The following is an 18,586-nucleotide window of genomic DNA, read 5'->3' as shown; positions in this document are numbered from 1 at the left end:
AAACCCTCGGAAAAAGGTCGTTTCGCCGGCCGAAAGGTTCAACCCAGAATGCCGTGTATCGCACAGCACAACAGGAACCATGACATGACTTTTTCCATCATCGGTCGTTGCCAGGAAACCGGCCAGGTCGGTATCGCCATCAGCTCTTCGAGCATCGCCGTGGGCGCCCGCTGCCCGTGGGTACGTGCCGGTGTGGGTGCGGTCGCCACCCAGAACATCACCTTGCCGGCACTGGGCCCGCAGATTCTCGATGCCCTGGAACAGGGCCAGTTGCCGCCCGCCGCTGCGCTGGACCGGGTGCTGAGCGCCAATGGCTGGAGCGAGTACCGCCAGCTCACGGTGATCGACAGCCATGGCCAGGTGGCGCTGTTCACTGGCAAGGAAGCCCTGGGCACACACCACGCCGTGGCCGGTGAGCAATGTGCGGCGGCAGGCAACCTGTTGGCCTCGACCCAGGTGATCGAGGCGATGGTGCAGGCCTTTGAACAAGCCGGCGGGCATCTGGCCGACCGCCTGCTGGCGGCCATGCACGCGGCGATGGCCGCAGGCGGCGAGGCGGGGCCTGTGCACTCGGCGGCGTTGAAGATTGCCGGCGAGCTGACCTGGCCGCTGGTGGACCTGCGCGTGGACTGGGCCGAGGCCGACCCGATCGGCGTGCTCGATGGCCTGTGGCAGGCGTATCGGCCGCAGATGCAGGACTACGTCACCCGCGCCCTCAACCCGACTGCCGCGCCAAGCTACGGGGTGCCGGGCGATGAGTGAATTTGCCAGCCGCGCGCTGCTGGCCAGGCTGATCGGCTTTGCCACGGTCAGCCGGGATTCCAACCTCGAACTGATCAGCTTCATCCGCGACTACCTGGCCGAGCTGGGGGTGGAAAGCGAACTGTTCCATAACCCGGAAGGCACCAAGGCCAACCTGTTCGCCACCATCGGCCCCCGGGACGGTGGCGGCGTGGTGCTGTCCGGGCATACCGATGTGGTACCGGTGGACGGCCAGGCCTGGACAGTCGAGCCGTTTGCCCTGAGTGAGCGCGACGGGCGGCTGTATGGCCGTGGCACGGCCGACATGAAGGGTTTCATCGCTTCGGTGCTGGCGGCTGTACCGGCGTTTCTCGCCCAGCCGTTGCGCATGCCGGTGCACCTGGCGTTCTCCTACGACGAGGAAGTCGGCTGCCTGGGGGTGCGCTCGATGCTGGCCGCGCTGGAGCAGCGCCCGCACAAGCCACGGCTTTGCCTGATTGGCGAACCCACCGAACTCAAGCCGGTGCTGGGGCACAAGGGCAAGCTGGCGATGCGTTGCCAGGTGCATGGCGCGGCCTGCCACTCGGCGTACGCGCCGTATGGGGTGAATGCCATCGAGTATGCGGCGAAGCTGATCGGCAAGCTGGGTGATATCGGTGATGCCCTGGCGTTGCCGGAGCATCACGACGAGCGCTTCGACCCACCGTTCTCCACTGTGCAGACTGGTGTGATCAAAGGGGGCAGGGCGCTGAACATCGTGCCGGCGGAATGCGAATTCGATTTCGAAGTGCGGGCCTTGCCGGGGTTCGAGGCGCAGGCAGTGGCCGACCAGTTGCAAACCTATGCCGAGGCCGAATTGCTGCCGCGCATGCGCAAGGTCAATGCCGCCAGCGCCATTCGCCTGCAGCCGTTGAGTGCGTATCCGGGGCTGGCCACGTCAGCGGATAGCGAGGCGGCTGGCCTGGTGGCGTTGCTCAGTGGTTCGGATGAGTTCGGTACGGTGGCGTTTGGTACCGAAGGAGGGCTGTTCGACCAGGCGGGCATCCCGACTGTGGTGTGTGGGCCCGGGAGCATGGACCAGGGGCACAAGCCGGATGAGTTCGTCAGTGTCGAGCAGTTGCGGGGGTGTGATGCCATGTTGCTGAGGCTGGTGGATTACCTCAGGCAGGGTTGATTGCGCTGGCTTCTTCGCGGGTGAACCCGCTCCCACAGGATCTCGTCAGTCTCAAGGGCTGTGCAGTACCTGTGAGAGCGGGCGTGCCCGCGAAGGGCTGCAAAGCAGCCCCAATCAAGGTTTCAGAAGGTAGCCTTGACCTGCAGGCCAACCACCAGCGCGTTGTCGATGTCCTTCCCGGAGAACGCGCCCGGCTCGATGATGTACTGCACATCCGGGCGCAGGTTCAGCCACGGCGTGGCCTGGTAGCCATAGCTCAGCTCGACCAGTTGCTCGGCGCTGTCGATATCGGGGAACTGCTGCCCGGCATTGAACGCGGCATCTTCCAGCACGTCGCGGCTACGCGGGTTGGGCACGGCACGGCCATAGCCCAGCGCCACGGTATCCTTCGGGCGGCCTGCGAACGGCTTGTACAGCACCACGCCGGCGCCATACCACTTGGTGAACGGCGAGGCGGCCTTGCTCGACGCCGAGTACTGACCGAAGGCATGCAGGCTGCGGCCCGGCAAGCCCTGGTCGTTCCACACGGCCTGGTCGACCAGCAGATAGTGGCCGCCACGGCCGGACACTTCCTCGTCGCTGCCGATGCGCTTCACATCGGAGCTGTCGTAGTAGTAGCCCAGTTTGTACTCGCCAGGCAGCTCGCCCTGCAGCTTGTACACCAGCTCTACTGGTACCACGGTGCCGGTGGTGTGCTTGGGGCCCAGGTGCCAGGCGCGGCTGGAGTTGCCGTTGCTTTCCGGGTCGACGTTGAACGCCGCCACACGCAGCTGCCAGGACGGCGACAGGTCGTACTTCACCCGCACGCCCAGGTGGGCATTGGGGTAATTGGTCCAGCCACTGCCGCCAGACATGTTCAGCGGGTGGCCGCAGAAGCCGGCGTTCATGAAGTTGCACAGGATGCCACTGTCCAGGCCGCCGAGGTCGTTGCCCATGGCCATGTAGCCGAGCTTGACGTTGAGTGCCGGGGTGAACAGGGTACGCTCGTAGCTCAGTTCGGTCAGGCGGGTGTACAGGCCGCCGAAGTTTTCCTGGATCGGCAGGCGGTTGCCCACCAGGTCTTCCGAGGCGCTGTTGCCGCGGCGGTCGTTGATGGTCAGCTGGACCTTGCCGCCGTTGTCCAGGCCATACAGTTTCGACAGGTCGAACTGCACGCCCAGTTTCAGGTTTTGCGAGTAGCGCGCCGAGCGGTGCAGGCCACCGTGGGCGTTGTAGGCGGTTTCGCCGCTGTAGTCGCCGGTGAACTTGACGCCGTCTTCTTCCAGCTGGTGACGCAGGCCGCCCCAGTCACCGGTCAGGGTGCTGCGGGTCATCAGGTCGCCGTCGGCCAGGGCGGTGCTGCTGGCCAGGGCCAGCAGCAGGGTGGGGGTGATGCGAATTGCGGATGGCATTGCTGAATCTCGGGTTGTCTTCTAAGGCCTCTTCGCGGGTGAACCCGCTCCCACAGGATTTTCACTGCCCTTGCAAACTGTGCAGTTCCTGTGGGAGCGGGTTTACCCGCGAAGGGGGCGACGCGGTGTTACGGCAAGGCGTAAGAAATCACGTAGTCGCCACGGTCAGTCGACTGGCGCGCCCCGCCAGCCGTGATCACCACGTACTGCTTGCCGGTCTTCGGCGAGACGTAGGTCATCGGGCCGCCCTGGCTGCCCACTGGCAGGCGAGCCTTCCAGATTTCGTTGCCGTTGCTGCTGTCGTAGGCGCGCAGGTAGAAGTCCTGGGTGCCGGCGATGAACACCAGGCCACCCTGGGTCGACAGGGTGCCGCCCAGGGTCGGCAGGCCGATCTTGATCGGCAGGTGCATGCGGATGCCCAGCGGGCCGGTGTCCTCGACGGTACCCACCGGTACCTGCCACGCCACCTGGCGGGTCTTCATGTCGATGGCGGTCAGGGTGCCGAATGGCGGCGCCTGGCACGGGATGCCGGCCACCGACAGGAAGCGGTTCTTGTTCACCGCATACGGGGTGCCCTTGAGCGGTACTGCGCCCATGCCGGTGTTCAGCGCTTCGCCACCGGAAGCGGCGCCGCCCTTGTTCTGCGACGGGATCATCTGGATCCACAGGCCCAGGCGCATGTCGTTGACGAAGATGAAACCATGTACCGGGTCGGTGGAAATGCTGCCCCAGTTCATGCCACCCAGCGAACCCGGGAAGCTCAGCGACAGGTCGGTGCCCGGCGCGGTGTACAGGCCGTCGTAGCGCATTTTCTTGAAGTCGATGCGGCACAGCAGCTGGTCGTACGGGGTTGCGCCCCACATGTCCGATTCGGTCAGGGTCTGCGCGCCGATCTGTGGCATGCCCACCGACTTCGGCTGGGTTGGCGAGTACGGCTCGTTGGGGATGTTGCTTGGCTTGACCGGTACTTCGTCGACCTGGGTCAGCGGCTTGCCGGTGGCGCGGTCGAGCACGTAGATCTGCCCGGCCTTGGTGCCGATTACCACTGCAGGGACCGACTGGCCGTCGTCCTTGGTGAAATCGATCAGGCTCGGCTGCATCGGCAGGTCGAAGTCCCACAGGTCGTTGTGCACGGTCTGGAACACCCACTTCTGGTTGCCGGTGGTGGCGTCCAGGGCCAGTACCGAAGCGCCATAGGTGTGGTCCAGCTTGCTGCGTTCGACACCGTAGATGTCGGTGGACGACGAGCCCATCGGCAGGAACACGGTATTCATCGCCGGGTCGTAGGACATCGGGGCCCAGCTGTTGGGGGTGCTGCGCACATAGGTGCTGTCGCCCTGCGGCGCCTGGCGATCTTCCGGGTTTCCGGGGTCGAAGGCCCAGCGCATTTCACCCGTGATCACGTCGAAACCACGGATCACGCCGCCTGGCATGTCGGTCTGGACGTTGTCGGCGACGCGGCCGCCGACCACCACGGTGGTACCGGCCATCAGTGGGGCCGAGGACAGCTGGTAGTAGGAGTCCGGCACATCGCCCAGGCCGGCCTTGAGGTCGACCTGGCCGTTGTTGCCGAAGCCCTGGCAGAACTCGCCGGTGTCGGCGTCGACGGCAATCAGGCGGCCATCGATGGTGTTGGTCAGCAGGCGACGCTGGCAGTTGGCACCGGCCGGTACGCTGGCCGCAGTGATTGGCGAGCTGTTCGGCTGGGTCGGCTGGGCGATGGCGGCAGTGGCGTCGAAGTAGGCCATGCCACGGCAACGCTGCCAGACCTTGGACTGGGCGTTGATCGCGTTCTTCCACAGCTCTTTGCCGGTGTCGGCATCGAGGGCGATCAGGTTGTTGTGCGGGGTGCAGATGAACACCTTGTTGCCGACCTGCAGCGGGGTCAGCTGGTCTTCGGCACCGTTGCCGTCGCTGAGCGCCACGTCACCGGTGTGGTAGGTCCAGGCCACTTTCAGCTTGTTGACGTTGTCGCGGTTGATCTGGTCCAGCGCGGCGAAGCGGCTGCCACCTTCGGTGTTGCCGTAGTGGGCCCAGTCCTTCTGCGCCTTGTCGGCCTCGACCGGGGTCATGCCCGGGCCTTTGCCGGTGGGGGCGACGCTTGGGTGGGCGACGAACATGTTGCCGGCGGCGATCACCAGCAGCACGGCCATCACCCCGGCAACGCCATAGGCACCGCGGCCGGCGCTGGTGCCATTGGCACGGGCCAGCAGTGGGTAGACCAGCGCCACCACCATGCCGATTGCGCCGAACATGAACAGGCGCGAGAACAGCGGCCAGAACACCAGGCCAGCGTCGATCAGCGCCCAGATGGCAGTGCCGACCAGGAACGCTGCGTACAGCCAGGCGCCAGCCGGTTTGCGGCGAGCGATGAGGACGCCGGCGATGGCCATGGCCAGGCCGCCGACCAGGAAGTACCAGGAACCGCCCAGGCCGGCCAGCTTGACGCCGCCCGCAGCCAGGAGGAGGCCGAGCAGGGCGATGATCACGCCCAGGCCGATCAGGATGAGTTTTGTGGCGCCAGAGGCGCGCGGTGTTTCTTTCATGCCAGGGATCTCAGCAGGTGGAATGCGCGCAGTGTAATCTCTTAGCTTGCTAATTAACAAGTTGGTACATAATTTTGTGGGGCGGATTGTCGCAGGGCTGAACTCTGCAAGAAGTGGATAAAAGTCTAGATCATGCGTTTAAAATTGCAGTAAACAGGGTGTTCATGTCGGCTGGGTAACCCCGTTCGATTTTCGATTACCGGATTCAAGCCGGCCACGGAGTGCCGCTGCTGTAGAACACCGCGAGCCAGATGGTGGCGGTGCCGGGGGCGGTCCATTCCACGCGGTGGCGGTAATGCGGCGGGATATCCAGGCAATCGCCCGGCGCCAGCAGGCGGGTGTGGCTCTCGTGCTCGAAGCGCAGGCCGGCGGCGCCACTGAGCAGCACGATCCATTCGCCTTCGGCCTGGTCGTACCAGAAACCGGGCGGGCTGGCCTGGCCGCTGGAGACGATACGTTCCACGCGCACGCCCGGGCGGCTGAGCAGTTGGTCGACCCATTCGGCGCTGGTTGGGTCGCAAGGGGGCAGGGCGGTCAGCAGGTTGGTCGGGATCATGGAAAACCTCGTTTGGAAGGGGGTGGTTCCACTATGGACGCAATTGCCGTGCGCCGCGCTTCTTGACCGGCCCGGCTGTTTGTAAGAACTTTCCGGGATTTGGAAGACGGGCAACAAATGGACAAACTCCTGGCGATGAAGATGTTCGTGGCCACCGTCGATGCCCAGGGCTTTTCTGCCGCTGCACGCCGGCTCGGGCTGGCGACATCGTCGGTGACGCGCCTGGTCGATGCCCTGGAAGCGGCGTTGGGCACCACCTTGCTCAATCGCTCCACCCGCCAGGTCAGCCTGACCGAGGCCGGCGCCCGTTATTACGAGCGCGCGCGGGGTATTTTCGAGGCCCTGGACGAGGCCGATGCCAGTGTCGCCGATCGGGGCGAGGAGCCTGTCGGTGTGCTGCGCCTGTGCTTGCCTGTGGAGTTCGGCAGGCGGGTCATCGCCCCGCACCTGGGGCCGTTTTTGGCGCAACATCCGGCTCTGGAGCTGGACATTGACCTCAGCGACCGCCTGGATGACCTGCTTGACGGGCGCTACGACCTGTCGATCCGCCTGGGCGACCCCTCGCCCAATGACGAGCTGGTATGCCGCCAGCTGGGTCGCTTCCAGCGTTGGCTGGTGGCCAGCCCGGGCTACCTGGCCGGGCATGACGCGCTGGAGCATCCGCGGCAGCTGCTCGAGCACGCCTGCCTGCGCTTTCGCTACGGGCAGAAAGGCCGCCCCTGGCGCCTGGCCCGTGGGCAGGACAGTCTGGAACTGGATGTGAGCGGGCCGTTGCGCAGTGCCAATGCCGACATGCTGCGCGAAACCGCACTGGCGGGGAGCGGTATCGCACTGTTGGCCGATTGGCTGGTGCACGAGGATGTGGCGGCCGGGCGCCTGCAACGCCTGTTCCCCGATTGGCAGGCCAGCCCCGGCGCGGCCAATGACAGCATCAACGCCCTGTACCTGCCCAACCATCGTGGTTCGCGGCGGGTGAATGCCTTCATCGACTTTTGCGAGAATTTGCTGCAGCGCAGCACCTAGTGTTGCGCAGTGCGCAAAGCCCTGTTGCGCCAGCGCTGGATTCTCGCCAGGAGTGCGTCTGGGTAAGGTGGCCGGCATATTCCAGCCATTGTCGAGGACACTCGCATGAATCCCTCCCTTGCCGCCGCGCAGCCTGCAGTCACCGGCCTCAGCCGGGCCCTGGTCGCCCTGCTGGCGTTCTGCTGCGGCGCGATCGTCGCCAATATCTACTATGCCCAACCCATCGTCGGCCTGATCGCCCCGGACCTGGGGCTGTCCACCGAGCATGCCAGCCTGATCGTTTCGCTCACGCAATTGGGCTATGCCTTGGGCCTGCTGTTGCTGGTACCGCTGGCCGACCTGTTGGAAAACCGCCGCTTGATGGTGGCCACCGCCGTGCTGGCCTGCGTCAGCCTGCTGCTGGCGGGCACCAGCAGCAGCGGCCAGGGCCAGCTGTTCCTCGGCTATGCACTGCTGATCGGTTTCAGTTCCGTGGCGGTGCAGATGCTCATCCCGCTGGCGGCGCACCTCGCGCCGGAGCAGCAGCGCGGGCGGGTGGTCGGCAACATCATGGGCGGCCTGCTGCTGGGTATCCTGCTGGCGCGGCCGTTGTCCAGCCTGGTGGCCGACTACTTCGGCTGGCGTGCGGTGTTCATTGGCGCTGCCGGGGTAATGCTGGCGATCATCCTGCTGCTGGCCCTGACCTTGCCGCGGCGGGTGCCCGAGCACAAGGCCAGCTATGCCGGGCTGATGCTGTCGCTGCTCACGCTGCTGCGCCGTTATCCCTTGCTGCGCCAGCGCTCGCTGTACCAGGCGTTGATGTTCGCGGCGTTCAGCCTTTACTGGACGGCGGTGCCGATGGCCCTGGCAACCGAGCATGGTCTGTCGCAGAGCCAGATCGCGGTATTCGCCCTGGTGGGCGCGGTGGGCGCCGTTGCCGCACCCATGGCCGGCCGCCTGGCCGATGCCGGGCATGCCCGGGCCGGTTCACTGTTGGCGTTGTTGCTGGCGCCGGCGGCACTGTTGCTGGGGCTGACGGTGCCGGGCTACAGCGTGATCGGCCTGGGCCTGACCGGCGTGCTGCTGGATTTTGCGGTGCAGATGAACATGGTCATCGGCCAGCGTGAAGTGTACGCGCTGGACCCGGCCAGCCGCGGGCGGCTGAACGCGGTGTACATGACCAGCATCTTCCTGGGTGGGGCGCTGGGTTCGGCGGTGGCCAGTGCGGTGTTCAGCCAGTTTGGCTGGCAGGGTGTGGCGCTGGTGGGGGCGGGGTTGCCGGGTGTGGCCTTGCTCATCTTCCTGGCCAAAGCGCGCCGGGGTTGAATGCTAGCGCGGTCACCTGTGGGAGCGGCCTTGTGTCGCGAAAGGGCCGCAAAGCGGCCCCGGCAATTCTGAAGTGATGCGTAGATCGTGGGGGCGCTTCGCACCCCTTTCGCGACGCAAGGCCGCTCCCACAAAAAGACCTGCACACGCCTGTATCAGACGTTACCGCCCAAGCGGCAACGCCACACCAATCAAGGCAAACAGGCTGCCGCAGCAGCGGTTGAAGCCCTTGCCACCCTTGGCCAGCCATGGCCGGATGCGAAACGCCAGGCGTGCCAACAGGTATTCGACCAGGAACTCGACGCTGGCAAAGGTTGCCGCCATCACCACGAACTGCAGCAGCAACCCGCGCTGCGGGTCGATGAACTGCGGCAGGAAAGCGCCGTAGAACAGCAGCACCTTGGGGTTGGCCATGGCCGACAGCAGGCCCTGTCGGAACAGGTCGGCATTGCCCAGCCGCGCGCTTTGCGCGGTCAGTTCCAGGTGCAGACCCGGGCTGCGCCACAGCTGGATACCCAGCCAGATCAGATAGGCGCCACCCACCCACTTGAGCACGCTCAGCACCGAGGCCGAGGCCTGCAGCAATGCGCTGAGGCCAAACATGGCCAGGGCGATCAGGGCGCTGAAGCCAAACACCCCGCCGACGATGGTGAACAACGTCCGGCGTGCGCCATACAGGGCGCCGTGGGTCAGGGCCAGCAGGCTGTTGGGGCCTGGGGTCAGCGACAGGCCGATGCTGGCCAGCAGGTAGATGAGCCAGGTGTCGAGTGCCATGGTGGGGAATGCCTTGTTGATGGGGAGGGCGTCAGTCTATGGCGCCGACCTTGGCCGGCAAGGGTATGATCCGGACATTGAATGGTCGTTTCTGGACGCGATGCCAATGCTGCCCGATATCCGCTTGCTGATCTTGCCGTTACCGGATTTTGCCCTGCTGCCGTTCGGCGCCTTTCTCGACAAGTTGCGGTTCAGCGCCGACGACGAGGACTACAGCCAGCAGCGCTACTGCAGCTGGACCGTGGCAGGGCTGACCCTCGACCCGGTGCCGTCGAGCAGCGGCGCGGTGGTGCAGGTCGAGGCCGTCGCTGGCCAGCTCGAGCTGGCCAGTTTCGACTACCTGGTGGTGTTCGGCGGGCGCAACGCCATGGCCACTGCCGCGCTGGCGCCTCGCTACCGGACCTTGCTCAGGCAGGCCGGCAAGGCTGGCGTCAAGCTGGTGGGGGTCGACAACGGTGCTTTCCTGTTGGCCGCCTGCGGGTTGCTGCAGGGGCACAAGGTAGTGGTGCACTGGCGCCACGAAGCCGAATTTCGTGCGGCCTTCCCGCATTTGCAGGTGCTGAGTGAGCAGCTGTATTGCATCGACGGTAGCCGCATCACCTGCGCCGGCGGTACCGCGGCCATCGACCTGGCCGTCGCGCTGTTGTCACGCGCCTGCGGGCGGGCCCGGGCGCTCAAGGGCCTGGCCGACATGTTGGTGGATGAAACCCGCGATAGCCGCCATGCCTTGCGCTCGCTGGAGCTGGGGGCGGGGCAGGGGCGGCAGGTGCAGCGTGCGCAGGCGTTGATGCGTCATCACCTGGGGACGCCGTTGACGGTGGAGCAGCTGGCGGCGGAGCTGGGCATCAGCCGGCGCCAGCTGGACCGGCAGTTTCACGCCAGCCACGGCATGAGCGCCAAGGCCTGGTGGCTGGAGATGCGCCTGCAACAGGCGCGCTGGCGCTTGCTCAATTCCAGCCACAGCCTGGCGCAGATTGCCGATGAAGTGGGCCTGGGCGATGCCAGTCACCTGGGCAAGTGCGTGCGGCGACGGTTTGGTTGCACGGCCCTTGAACTGCGCTGTCACGTAGAGAACTGAATTCACAAGCGGTCCACGTACCCTGTGGGAGCGGGTTTACCCGCGAAGAAGCCACCGCGGTGCATGGCACCGGCTCCGCCGGTGTTCGCGGCTAAAGCCGCTCCCACAGGGTCCCTGCTGATTCAATCAGTCATGTGCAGTCCTGTGAGAGCGGGCTTACTGCGGCGTCCCGAACAACCCCGTCCAGTAAATCCCCGCGTCACTCTTCGGGTCCACTGCATACGCAGCGCCCAGCTCGCGGAAGTCCGGGTTCATCAGCGTCGCGCAATGCCCCGGGCTATCCAGCCAGCCATCGACCACCTTGCGCGCGGTGTCACGCCCGGCGGCGATGTTTTCGCCGATCTGCTGGTACAGGTAGCCGGCCAGCTCTGCCCGGTCACCGGGGGTGCGGCCATCCTTGTCGATGTGGTCGAAGAAGTTCTGGTTGGCCATGGCCCGGGTGTGGTTGGCGGCAACCCCGGCCAGCACCGTGCTCCAGCTCAGCGCGGGGGCGGCGGCGAAGGGCTGGCCACCGCATTGGCGCGGCACCTTGCGCGCGGCATTGATCTCCTGCAGCACCTTCTGCCCCTCGGCCTGCCAGTCGCCCAGGCGGCCACTGAGCAGCGGCCGGGCCAGCACGATGCGCCAGTCGCGGCCTTCCTGGCTGACGCCGATATCGACGAACTGCGGGTCGAGCACCACCTGGCAGAAGCTCTCTTCGATGGCGTGCATGGCAGCGCGCGCATCACGCGGCCCCGACAGGCTGATGGCCTGCACATTGACCATCGGGTAGGCGGCGCGGGTCATGGCCTGCTGCAGGTCGCGAGTACCCTCTGGCGACAGCGCCAGGCGGGTATCGCTGTTGAGCGGCGGCAGCTCCAACGACGCTTCGCCACCGCAGGGCTGGGCCTTGCTGCGGTAGACATTGATCGAATCGATCAGTTGCGCCTCTTCGCCGGTGGCAGCCAGTGCCCCGGCCGAAACGACCAGGCCCAGCGACAAGGCGGCAACGGATGACAGGACGCGCATGTGGATCTCCCTATGACTGGCAGCGTCGTGGTTTGCGCTGCTCATCCTACACAAGCCCGGGGCTTTTGGCCCGGGATCGTGCAAAGCAATGAAAACGCCGGCATTCGTTGCTGGCGGCAAAAGAGGGAGTAGACCACTGATCATCGGAAAAGTGCGAACAGTTGGTAATCATTCTTATCGAAGCGCAGCGGTCAGCCCGTTTGCCGGCACCCGGCGGGTATCAGCGCGCCACCGCCTGGTTCGGTTTGTAGAACAGAAAATGCCGGGTCTGCGCCGTCCGGCGGTAGGCTTTGGCCCAGTCCGGGCGCACATTGCGGTCATGGAAGTACAAGGCACCCCCGGTGCGGTCTTTCAACTGCTGGTTGAGCGCCTTGCGCGCGATTTCCTTGGCAATGCCGTAGCGTTGCGCTTCTTCGACCTGGTCCGGGCGCCCGTCGCACCACCAGGAGAACTGGCAGGCCTTGCTTTCCACACCCTGCTTGACCACGCCGCAGATGGTATCCGGGAAGCCATCGTGGCCCAGGCGGTTGAGCACGACGTTGGCCACGGCGGCCATGTCTTCGGCGTCCGCACCCTTGGCCTCCCAGTAGATGGTGCGGGCCAGGCAGGTGATGCTGTCATCCAGTGGCGCCTGGCCGGCCGGGTCCACTGCCTGTGCTTCGCCCGGCGTGAGGGTTTCGGCCTTTTTCGGGGGTGGTGTGTCATTCACCACTTTTTCCTCGAGCACCTCGGCCTTGTCCTCTGCGACGGCAGCCTTGGCCGGGTCGGCCGCGTGCAAGGGGCCTGCGAGCAGGGCCGAAACCAGGCCGATCACCATCCACGAAAGGCGCATGATGCAAGCTCCCGAACTGTAGGCTGGTTCACAGTCTAGCCAAGCGCGAGCATCAGCACCAAAGGCAGGGTGCCGGCGGCCAACACGGTCTGCAGGGCGATGATGGTGGCCATCAACGGTGCGTTACCGCCCATTTGCCGGGCCATTACATAGGAAGATGACGCAGTCGGCAGTGCCTGGAACAGCACCGCCACCACCGCTGCCTGGCCACCCAGGCCAAGCAGGCGGCACAAGCCCCAGGTGGTCAGCGGCATGACCAGGAACTTGAATGCCGACGCCGCCATCAGCGGGCGCACCTGCTGGCCCAGGCGGGCACCACCCAGGGCTGCGCCGACGCACAGCAGGCCCAGCGGCAGGGCGGCCTGGCCCAGGGCCTTGACCGTGGGTTCGATACCCGCTGGCAGGCCCAGCCCGCTGGCGCGCAGCAGCAACCCGCCGGCGCAACCGACGATCAAGGGGTTGGCGAAGATGGCCCGCAGCACTGTGGCCGGTGAGCTATGGCGGGCGCTGAAGCGGGCGAACACCAGCACGCAAAGCAGGTTGACCAGTGGCACGATGGCGGCGTTGGCCACCGCCGCCAGGGCGATGCCGGCGCTGCCGTAGATACCCGCTGCAAGGGTGGCGCCGATGTAGTTGTTGAAGCGGATGCCGCCTTGGAACACCGAGGTGAAGTCGGCACCGTCGTGGTTCATTGCGCCCTGGTACAGCACCAGCAGCACGGCCCCGGCCAGGGTCGAGAGCATCAGCACGCCGACCATGCCCAGCACCGGCACGCCATCGAGGTTGGCGGTGGCAAGGCCATGGAGAAACAGCGACGGCAACAGTACGTAATAGCTCAGGCGCTCGGCGCCGGGCCAGAAGTTATCGGCGAGGAAGCCGCGCAGGCGCAGGAAAGTGCCCAGGGCAATCAGCAGGATGATCGGCAGCAGGGTAGTCAGCAGCAGGTGGAGCATGATCGACGTTCCGTGGTCGGGTACGGGGCACAGACTACTGGTGCGGATCGATCTGTAAAAACGTTGTTTTCTGCACTGACCATTGAGGAAAAATGCATGTTTGCTCTGGGGGCGCTGTGCGCCCCTTTCGCGACGCAAGGCCGCTCCCACAGGTTTGCCACTGCCTCCAAATGCAACGCGTTCGCTGTGGGAGCGGCCTTGTGTCGCGAAAGGGCCGCGCAGCGGCCCCGGCAATCTCAAGCCTCCAGCGCAGTCTTCAGCACCGCACTCAAATGCCGCCGCTGGCTCTTCTCATGCTCCAGCAACACCACCCGCCGGGTCAGCTGGGGGTCGCCAAACGGCAGGCAGGTGGCCGGTGGCAAGCGTTGCAGGTCGTCATCGGCCATGGGGATGATTGCCACGCCCAGGCCCATCACCGCCATGCGCGCCAGCGCTTCCTGGCTGTCCAGCTCCATCTGCTCGCTCACCTGCAGATGCTGTCGGCGCAGCTCCTGCTCGATCTGCCGCCCGGCCCAGGCACGCTTGTCGAAGCGCAGGAACGGCTGGCTGGCCAGCAACTGCGGCACGCTTAGCCCGGCCAGGTCGGGGCTGGCGATGGCCCAGAAGCGGTCTTCGAACAACGGCGTGAAGTCCAGGTTTTGCGGGTAGGGGCTGACCGGCTCGGTGGTGATCGCCGCATCGAGTTCGCCGTCTTCCACCCGCCGTGCCAGTTCCGCCGACATGCCGGAGGCCACGCTGACATGCAGCTGCGGATGGTGCGCCTTGATCCACACCAGCGCCTTGGGCAGGCGCCGCGCCAGCACCGTGTGGATCGCCCCCAGGCGCAGGCGGCCGCGCAGGCTCGGGCCGCTGGCCAGGGCGTCGGCCAGTTCGTCATAGCTAGCCAGGATGGTCTCGGCGCGGGCCACCGCCAACTGGCCGGCTTCGGTCAGCGACACCTGCCTGCGGCTGCGGTCGAACAAGGTCACCTGCAGTTCGTCTTCGAGGGTCTTGATGTGCAGGCTCACCGCCGAAGGGGTGAGGCTGAGCAGGTCGGCGGCACGCGCGAAGGTGCCGTGGCGGGCGATGGTCACCAGGGTGCGCAAGGCTTTGAGGGACATGCGGGTGAGGTCCGGTTTCAAGCTGACAGAGCTGCATTGTCAGGCCCGGCCCTATCGCCGGCAAGCCAGCTCCCACAGGTACTCCACCGGCGGTGGCCATTGCGGCACCCTGTGGGAGCTGGCTTGCCGGCGACAGGGCCGGGGCAGGCAGCACTGCTCAACGCCCACCACGCCCATAAGCCTGGCTGATCCGGTCGATCACCATGGCCAGGGCGACGATCGCCAGCCCGGCCTCGACGCCTTGGCCGACATTCAGGGTCTGGATCCCCGACAGCACGTCCTCGCCCAGCCCGCGGGCGCCAATCATCGAAGCCACCACCACCATCGACAGGGCCATCATCACCGACTGGTTGAGCCCGGCCATGATGCTCGGCAGCGCCAGCGGCAGGGCGATGCGCCGCAACCGCTGCCAGCGGCTGGCCCCCAGGCCATGGGCGGCTTGCAGCAGCGAAGGGTCGATCTGGCTCAGGCCCAGTTCGGTCAGCCGCACCAGCGGTGGCAGGGCATAGATCAGCGTGGCGAACACGGCGGGCACCTTGCCCAGGCCGAACAGCATCAGCACCGGGATCAGGTAAACGAAGGCCGGCAAGGTCTGCATCACATCCAGTACCGGCAACAGCAACCGCTTCGCCAGCGGCCGGGCAGCCAGCAGGATGCCCAGCGGCACGCCCACCAGCACGCAGAGGCCGGTACTGACCAGCACCAACGCCATGGTCTGCAGCAGTTTGTCCCACAACCCGAGCATGCCGATCAGGGCCAGCAGCGCCACCAGTACCGCGCTGCGCAGCACGCTGCGGCTGGCATGCCAGGCAAGCAGGCCGATCAGCAACAGCAGCAGCCACCACGGCAGCAGGCGCAGCAGGGTTTCCAGGCCGACCAGCAGTTGCAGCAACTGGTCCGAGACGCTGCGCAGGTGATCGCCGTAATGCAGCACCAGCCAGTCGACCAGGCGGTTGACGCTGTCGGCAAAGGAGAATTGCAGGGCTTCGGGGAAGCCGCCGCTCACAGGCTGCCCTCGACCTTGGTGGCAATGTCCGCAGGCAACCAGGCTTTCCACACCTCGCGGTTATCGCGCAGGAAGGTGAGGGCAGCGTCGCGGGCCGGCGTGCGCTTTTCGCTCATGTCGGCCAGTGCCTTGTTCAGTCGGTCGATGGGCAGGTCGACCCGCTCGAACACGCTCACCAGCTCCGGGTAGCCCTCGCGAAAGGCCTTGGATACGCCAATCGACAACTTGGCCGGCAGCGAGCTGCTGCCCTTGGGCTTGGGGTTGCCGGCATCGGTGAGGGTGGCCCAGGCCTGGGCATCGAACGGCGGCTCCTGCAGGCGTATGAGCTTGTAACGCCCCATCAAAGGGGTCGGGTTCCAGTAGTAGAACAGCACCGGCTGGCCACGGCGGATGGCTGAGCCGATTTCGGCATCCATTGCAGCCCCGGAGCCACTGCGGAAGTTGGTATAGAGATCATTCAGCCCGTAGGCCTTGAGTTTCTGGCTGTTGACGGTTTCGGATGTCCAGCCGCTGGGGCTATTCAGAAAACGCCCTTTGCCGGGTGACTCGGGGTCGCGGAACACCTGCGGGTAACGCTTGAGGTCCTCGACGCTGCGCAATTCCGGCGCCACGGGTTTCAGCTTGCGTGCCGCATCGCCCTCGATCACGTAGGCCGGCACCCACCAGCCTTCTTCGGCGTTCTTGACCGTGTCGCCCAGTGCGAACACCTGGCCGGCCTTTTCTGCCTTGACCCAGGCAGGGCTGCGCCCGGCCCATTCCTCGGCGATTACCTGCAGGTCATTGCGCGCCAGGGCCACTTCCATGCTGACGGTGCTGCCTGGCAGGGTGTCGGTGGTGTAGCCGTAGCCACGCTCCACGATCAGCCGCAGGATCTCGGTGGTGAGGGCGCCGCTTTCCCAGCCGATGGCGCCAAAGCGGATGGGCTCGCTGCGCTCTGCCGAGGCGGCGCTGTCGGTGCTGGCCAGGCCGACGGCGAGCAGCAGGCCGGCCAGCAACGTTGGAATTCTCTTCATCAGGGCCCTCGTCGGTTGCCGTGGGGTAGCTGCGGGCAAGTGTAGACGACCCCTCCCGCTCGGTGCCGACGGCGGCAGGGAACGGGCTCCTGATGCCAGCGGGGGCGGCGGTTTGCAAAGGTGCCCAGCGCCGTTTGGCAAGCACATTTTGCGAGGTATTCCTGATGACACTGGACTTGAATTTCGTCTATTACCGCAACTTCCGTTTTGATGGAAAGCTGCACGTTCGTTGCAGTGGCGCAGACCTGCACAAGGTCAGCCGCATTCGCTACGAACTGGAGCGGGCTGGCCCCGATGGCCCGGTGTCGTTCAGAGGGATTTCGGCCTATTCCCGGGCCCACACCGGCAAACTGAGTGACCACGGTTGCCCAGCCACACTGCTCGCCGAGGAGGAAGCAGGGGTCTATACCATCCGACCAAGGGTGGTACTGCAGGACGAGCATGCGCGGGCGATGAACCTGCCTGTCGGAGGGGCCGGTGTCATCCACATGCCGCCGCTGGTACTCGACATCAAGGCCGAGGAGATCAACCGCAGCGTCCTCGACAAGGTCCCGTTGCCTTCTGCTGGCGGGCGTCGCAAGCGGGCGCTGGCGGGCGCGGAGGTGGCCGAACACGCGCTGCCCCTATTGGCACCAGGCACTTCGTACCCGACCCTGGTCATCGAGTTCAGTGCCGGGGGTTACGAGCACTTCCTTCGAGACCTGGAGCCTGCTTCCGGCTCTGCCCTGTCGCGTTACTGGCCGAACCTGAAGTCGGTGATCGCGCCCAGGCCGGTCCTGGATAAACATGATCTGGACGATAACCGGCTTCATGCGTTACGCCAGTACTATTACCTCGACCAGCCTGCCAGCATGCTCAATGACACCTATCTGGCATTGCTCAAGTCGATGGCCGCGCTGGATTACGTAACATCCATGCAGATGGCGCCGGCCCCTTCGGAACCACACCCCGCCGCATTCGTGCTGGCGGGGCTGTTGGCAACCCTGCTGACAGGTACTGCAGTGGTGGCAGGCAACAGGGCTTATGAAAATGCTCAACCCACGCCCGACTTCGAGCCACGCCAGAACTACCTCGACGAACCCGGCCCCCGCTGGAAGGGCCTGAATGTGCGCAAGGCCTGGGCCAACAAGGTGACGGGCAAGGGCGCGCGGATTCACTTCAGCGACGGTGGTTTGCATGCTGGACATGAAGACCTGCGTGGCAACACGGCCTTGAGCGTCGTGTCGCTCGAGCCAAACGATGATCCGCGTCATGGCACTGCTTCAGTGGGTATCATTCTGGCAAGGCGCAACGGGGTCGGCGCTACAGGGATCAGCCATGACAGCGAGCTATACCTGTACAACAACCGCGCGACAGACGCCCAGGGCGGTTTCCAGGCGCTCACGGAGTTGCTGCGCAATGTAGAACCCGGGGACATCGTCGGCATCAATCGCCAGACTGCAAATATCGAGGTGTCTAGCACGATGCTGCCGTCCTTGCACTACAAGGCTTGGTGGACAGTCATGCAGCAGTTGAGCCAGCGTGGTGCAGTGGTGGTCAATGCCGCGGCCAATGGCAGCAGCAAAACCCTTGCAGAACGACAAACCCACGAAGGGCAGGGCGTAGACCTGACCAATTGGCGCTACTTCGATGACCATGGCGATTCAGGTGCCATCCTGGTGGGCGCCAGTCACTCGTATGACGGCAAGCCCCACGCCTACTCCAACCACCATTACCGTTACCGCATGCTCAATGCCTGGGGCGACAGCGTCGTCACGCTTTCCTATGGGGATTTGCAGGACCTGTCTGGTGAGGACAGGGACTACACAGACCGCTACGCTGGCACCTCCAGCGCTACGCCGATGGTGTGCGGCACACTGAGCCTGATCCAGTCCTACGCAATGGAGCAGCACCACGTCTATCTCAATGGCAACCAGATGCATCAGCTGGTCATGGCGTCCGGGTATCACGACGCCACATTACCCGGTACCGATGTGCTGCCGATGGGCGCCAGGCCCAATGTGCATGGCGCGCTGGTGCTGCTGGACCGCATCCTCGGCGGTGGCAGGTTCGCGGCCTGAGCCAGGGCCGGCAGCTGCCGGCCCTG

Annotated in this window: 16 protein-coding genes; 6 read left to right on the top strand and 10 right to left on the bottom strand. The window is 65.5% G+C overall.

The window, feature by feature from the left end; all coding sequences use genetic code 11:
* Positions 1-84: 84 nt before the first annotated feature.
* Both ABNP31_RS14945 and argE read left to right on the top strand, forming a co-directional pair.
* Positions 85-762, top strand: coding sequence for a DUF1028 domain-containing protein (locus ABNP31_RS14945; RefSeq protein WP_013972966.1), 678 nt, complete (start codon positions 85-87; stop codon positions 760-762).
* Complete coding sequence (gene argE, locus ABNP31_RS14940) at positions 755-1,915, top strand: acetylornithine deacetylase (protein ID WP_350012454.1); 1,161 nt, start codon at positions 755-757, stop codon at positions 1,913-1,915. The genes ABNP31_RS14945 and argE overlap by 8 nt, the downstream gene beginning before the upstream one ends.
* A 122-nt stretch (positions 1,916-2,037) precedes the next feature.
* Here argE and ABNP31_RS14935 read toward each other — a convergent pair whose 3' ends face one another.
* From ABNP31_RS14935 to ABNP31_RS14925, 3 genes are all read right to left on the bottom strand, one after another.
* Positions 2,038-3,306, bottom strand: a complete 1,269-nt coding sequence (locus ABNP31_RS14935) for a carbohydrate porin (protein WP_085693187.1) — start codon at positions 3,304-3,306, stop codon at positions 2,038-2,040.
* A 128-nt stretch (positions 3,307-3,434) separates the two neighbouring features.
* Positions 3,435-5,852: a glucose/quinate/shikimate family membrane-bound PQQ-dependent dehydrogenase gene (locus ABNP31_RS14930; protein WP_350012453.1), complete on the bottom strand. Its 2,418-nt coding sequence runs from the start codon at positions 5,850-5,852 to the stop codon at positions 3,435-3,437.
* A gap of 205 nt (positions 5,853-6,057) precedes the next feature.
* Entirely contained in the window at positions 6,058-6,408 is a 351-nt protein-coding gene (locus ABNP31_RS14925) for a cupin (protein ID WP_046615410.1), read from the bottom strand.
* A 117-nt stretch (positions 6,409-6,525) separates the two neighbouring features.
* On the opposite strand from ABNP31_RS14925, the gene ABNP31_RS14920 reads away from it, so the two are divergent.
* Entirely contained in the window at positions 6,526-7,431 is a 906-nt protein-coding gene (locus ABNP31_RS14920; protein WP_085665632.1) for a LysR family transcriptional regulator, read from the top strand.
* A 105-nt stretch (positions 7,432-7,536) separates the two neighbouring features.
* Positions 7,537-8,736 (top strand): MFS transporter, encoded by a 1,200-nt coding sequence (locus ABNP31_RS14915; protein WP_085693184.1) that lies wholly within the window; start codon positions 7,537-7,539, stop codon positions 8,734-8,736.
* Positions 8,737-8,898: 162 nt separating this feature from the next.
* Here the strand turns inward: ABNP31_RS14915 and ABNP31_RS14910 are convergent, their stop codons facing one another.
* A complete protein-coding gene (locus ABNP31_RS14910) occupies positions 8,899-9,510 on the bottom strand; it encodes a LysE family translocator (protein WP_350012452.1) in 612 nt (203 codons plus the stop codon).
* A gap of 106 nt (positions 9,511-9,616) precedes the next feature.
* On the opposite strand from ABNP31_RS14910, the gene ABNP31_RS14905 reads away from it, so the two are divergent.
* Positions 9,617-10,588 (top strand): GlxA family transcriptional regulator, encoded by a 972-nt coding sequence (locus tag ABNP31_RS14905; RefSeq protein ID WP_238066449.1) that lies wholly within the window; start codon positions 9,617-9,619, stop codon positions 10,586-10,588.
* 156 nt (positions 10,589-10,744) lie between these two features.
* Here ABNP31_RS14905 and ABNP31_RS14900 read toward each other — a convergent pair whose 3' ends face one another.
* From ABNP31_RS14900 to ABNP31_RS14875, 6 genes are all read right to left on the bottom strand, one after another.
* Positions 10,745-11,596 carry a CAP domain-containing protein gene (locus tag ABNP31_RS14900; RefSeq protein WP_025338862.1) on the bottom strand — a complete coding sequence of 284 codons (852 nt, stop codon included), beginning with the start codon at positions 11,594-11,596 and terminating at the stop codon, positions 10,745-10,747.
* Positions 11,597-11,816: 220 nt separating this feature from the next.
* Complete coding sequence (locus ABNP31_RS14895; protein WP_075045013.1) at positions 11,817-12,428, bottom strand: cell wall hydrolase; 612 nt, start codon at positions 12,426-12,428, stop codon at positions 11,817-11,819.
* Positions 12,429-12,463: 35 nt separating this feature from the next.
* Positions 12,464-13,381: an AEC family transporter gene (locus ABNP31_RS14890; protein ID WP_085665628.1), complete on the bottom strand. Its 918-nt coding sequence runs from the start codon at positions 13,379-13,381 to the stop codon at positions 12,464-12,466.
* Between the two features lie 236 nt (positions 13,382-13,617).
* Complete coding sequence (locus ABNP31_RS14885) at positions 13,618-14,481, bottom strand: LysR family transcriptional regulator (protein ID WP_025338865.1); 864 nt, start codon at positions 14,479-14,481, stop codon at positions 13,618-13,620.
* 157 nt (positions 14,482-14,638) lie between these two features.
* On the bottom strand, positions 14,639-15,487 hold the full coding sequence (locus ABNP31_RS14880; RefSeq protein WP_013972953.1) for an ABC transporter permease: 849 nt from the start codon (positions 15,485-15,487) through the stop codon (positions 14,639-14,641).
* Positions 15,484-16,500 carry an ABC transporter substrate-binding protein gene (locus tag ABNP31_RS14875; protein WP_085665627.1) on the bottom strand — a complete coding sequence of 339 codons (1,017 nt, stop codon included), beginning with the start codon at positions 16,498-16,500 and terminating at the stop codon, positions 15,484-15,486. The genes ABNP31_RS14880 and ABNP31_RS14875 overlap by 4 nt, the downstream gene beginning before the upstream one ends.
* A gap of 164 nt (positions 16,501-16,664) precedes the next feature.
* Between ABNP31_RS14875 and ABNP31_RS14870 the strand changes: the two genes are divergently transcribed.
* On the top strand, positions 16,665-18,560 hold the full coding sequence (locus ABNP31_RS14870; RefSeq protein ID WP_085665626.1) for a S8 family peptidase: 1,896 nt from the start codon (positions 16,665-16,667) through the stop codon (positions 18,558-18,560).
* Positions 18,561-18,586: the final 26 nt, after the last annotated feature.

This window comes from Pseudomonas asiatica (assembly GCF_040214835.1).
Taxonomy (GTDB): Bacteria; Pseudomonadota; Gammaproteobacteria; order Pseudomonadales; family Pseudomonadaceae; genus Aquipseudomonas; species Aquipseudomonas putida_Z.
The sequence above is the reverse complement of the archived record's forward strand: the minus strand, read 5'-3'. Positions and strand labels throughout refer to the sequence as shown.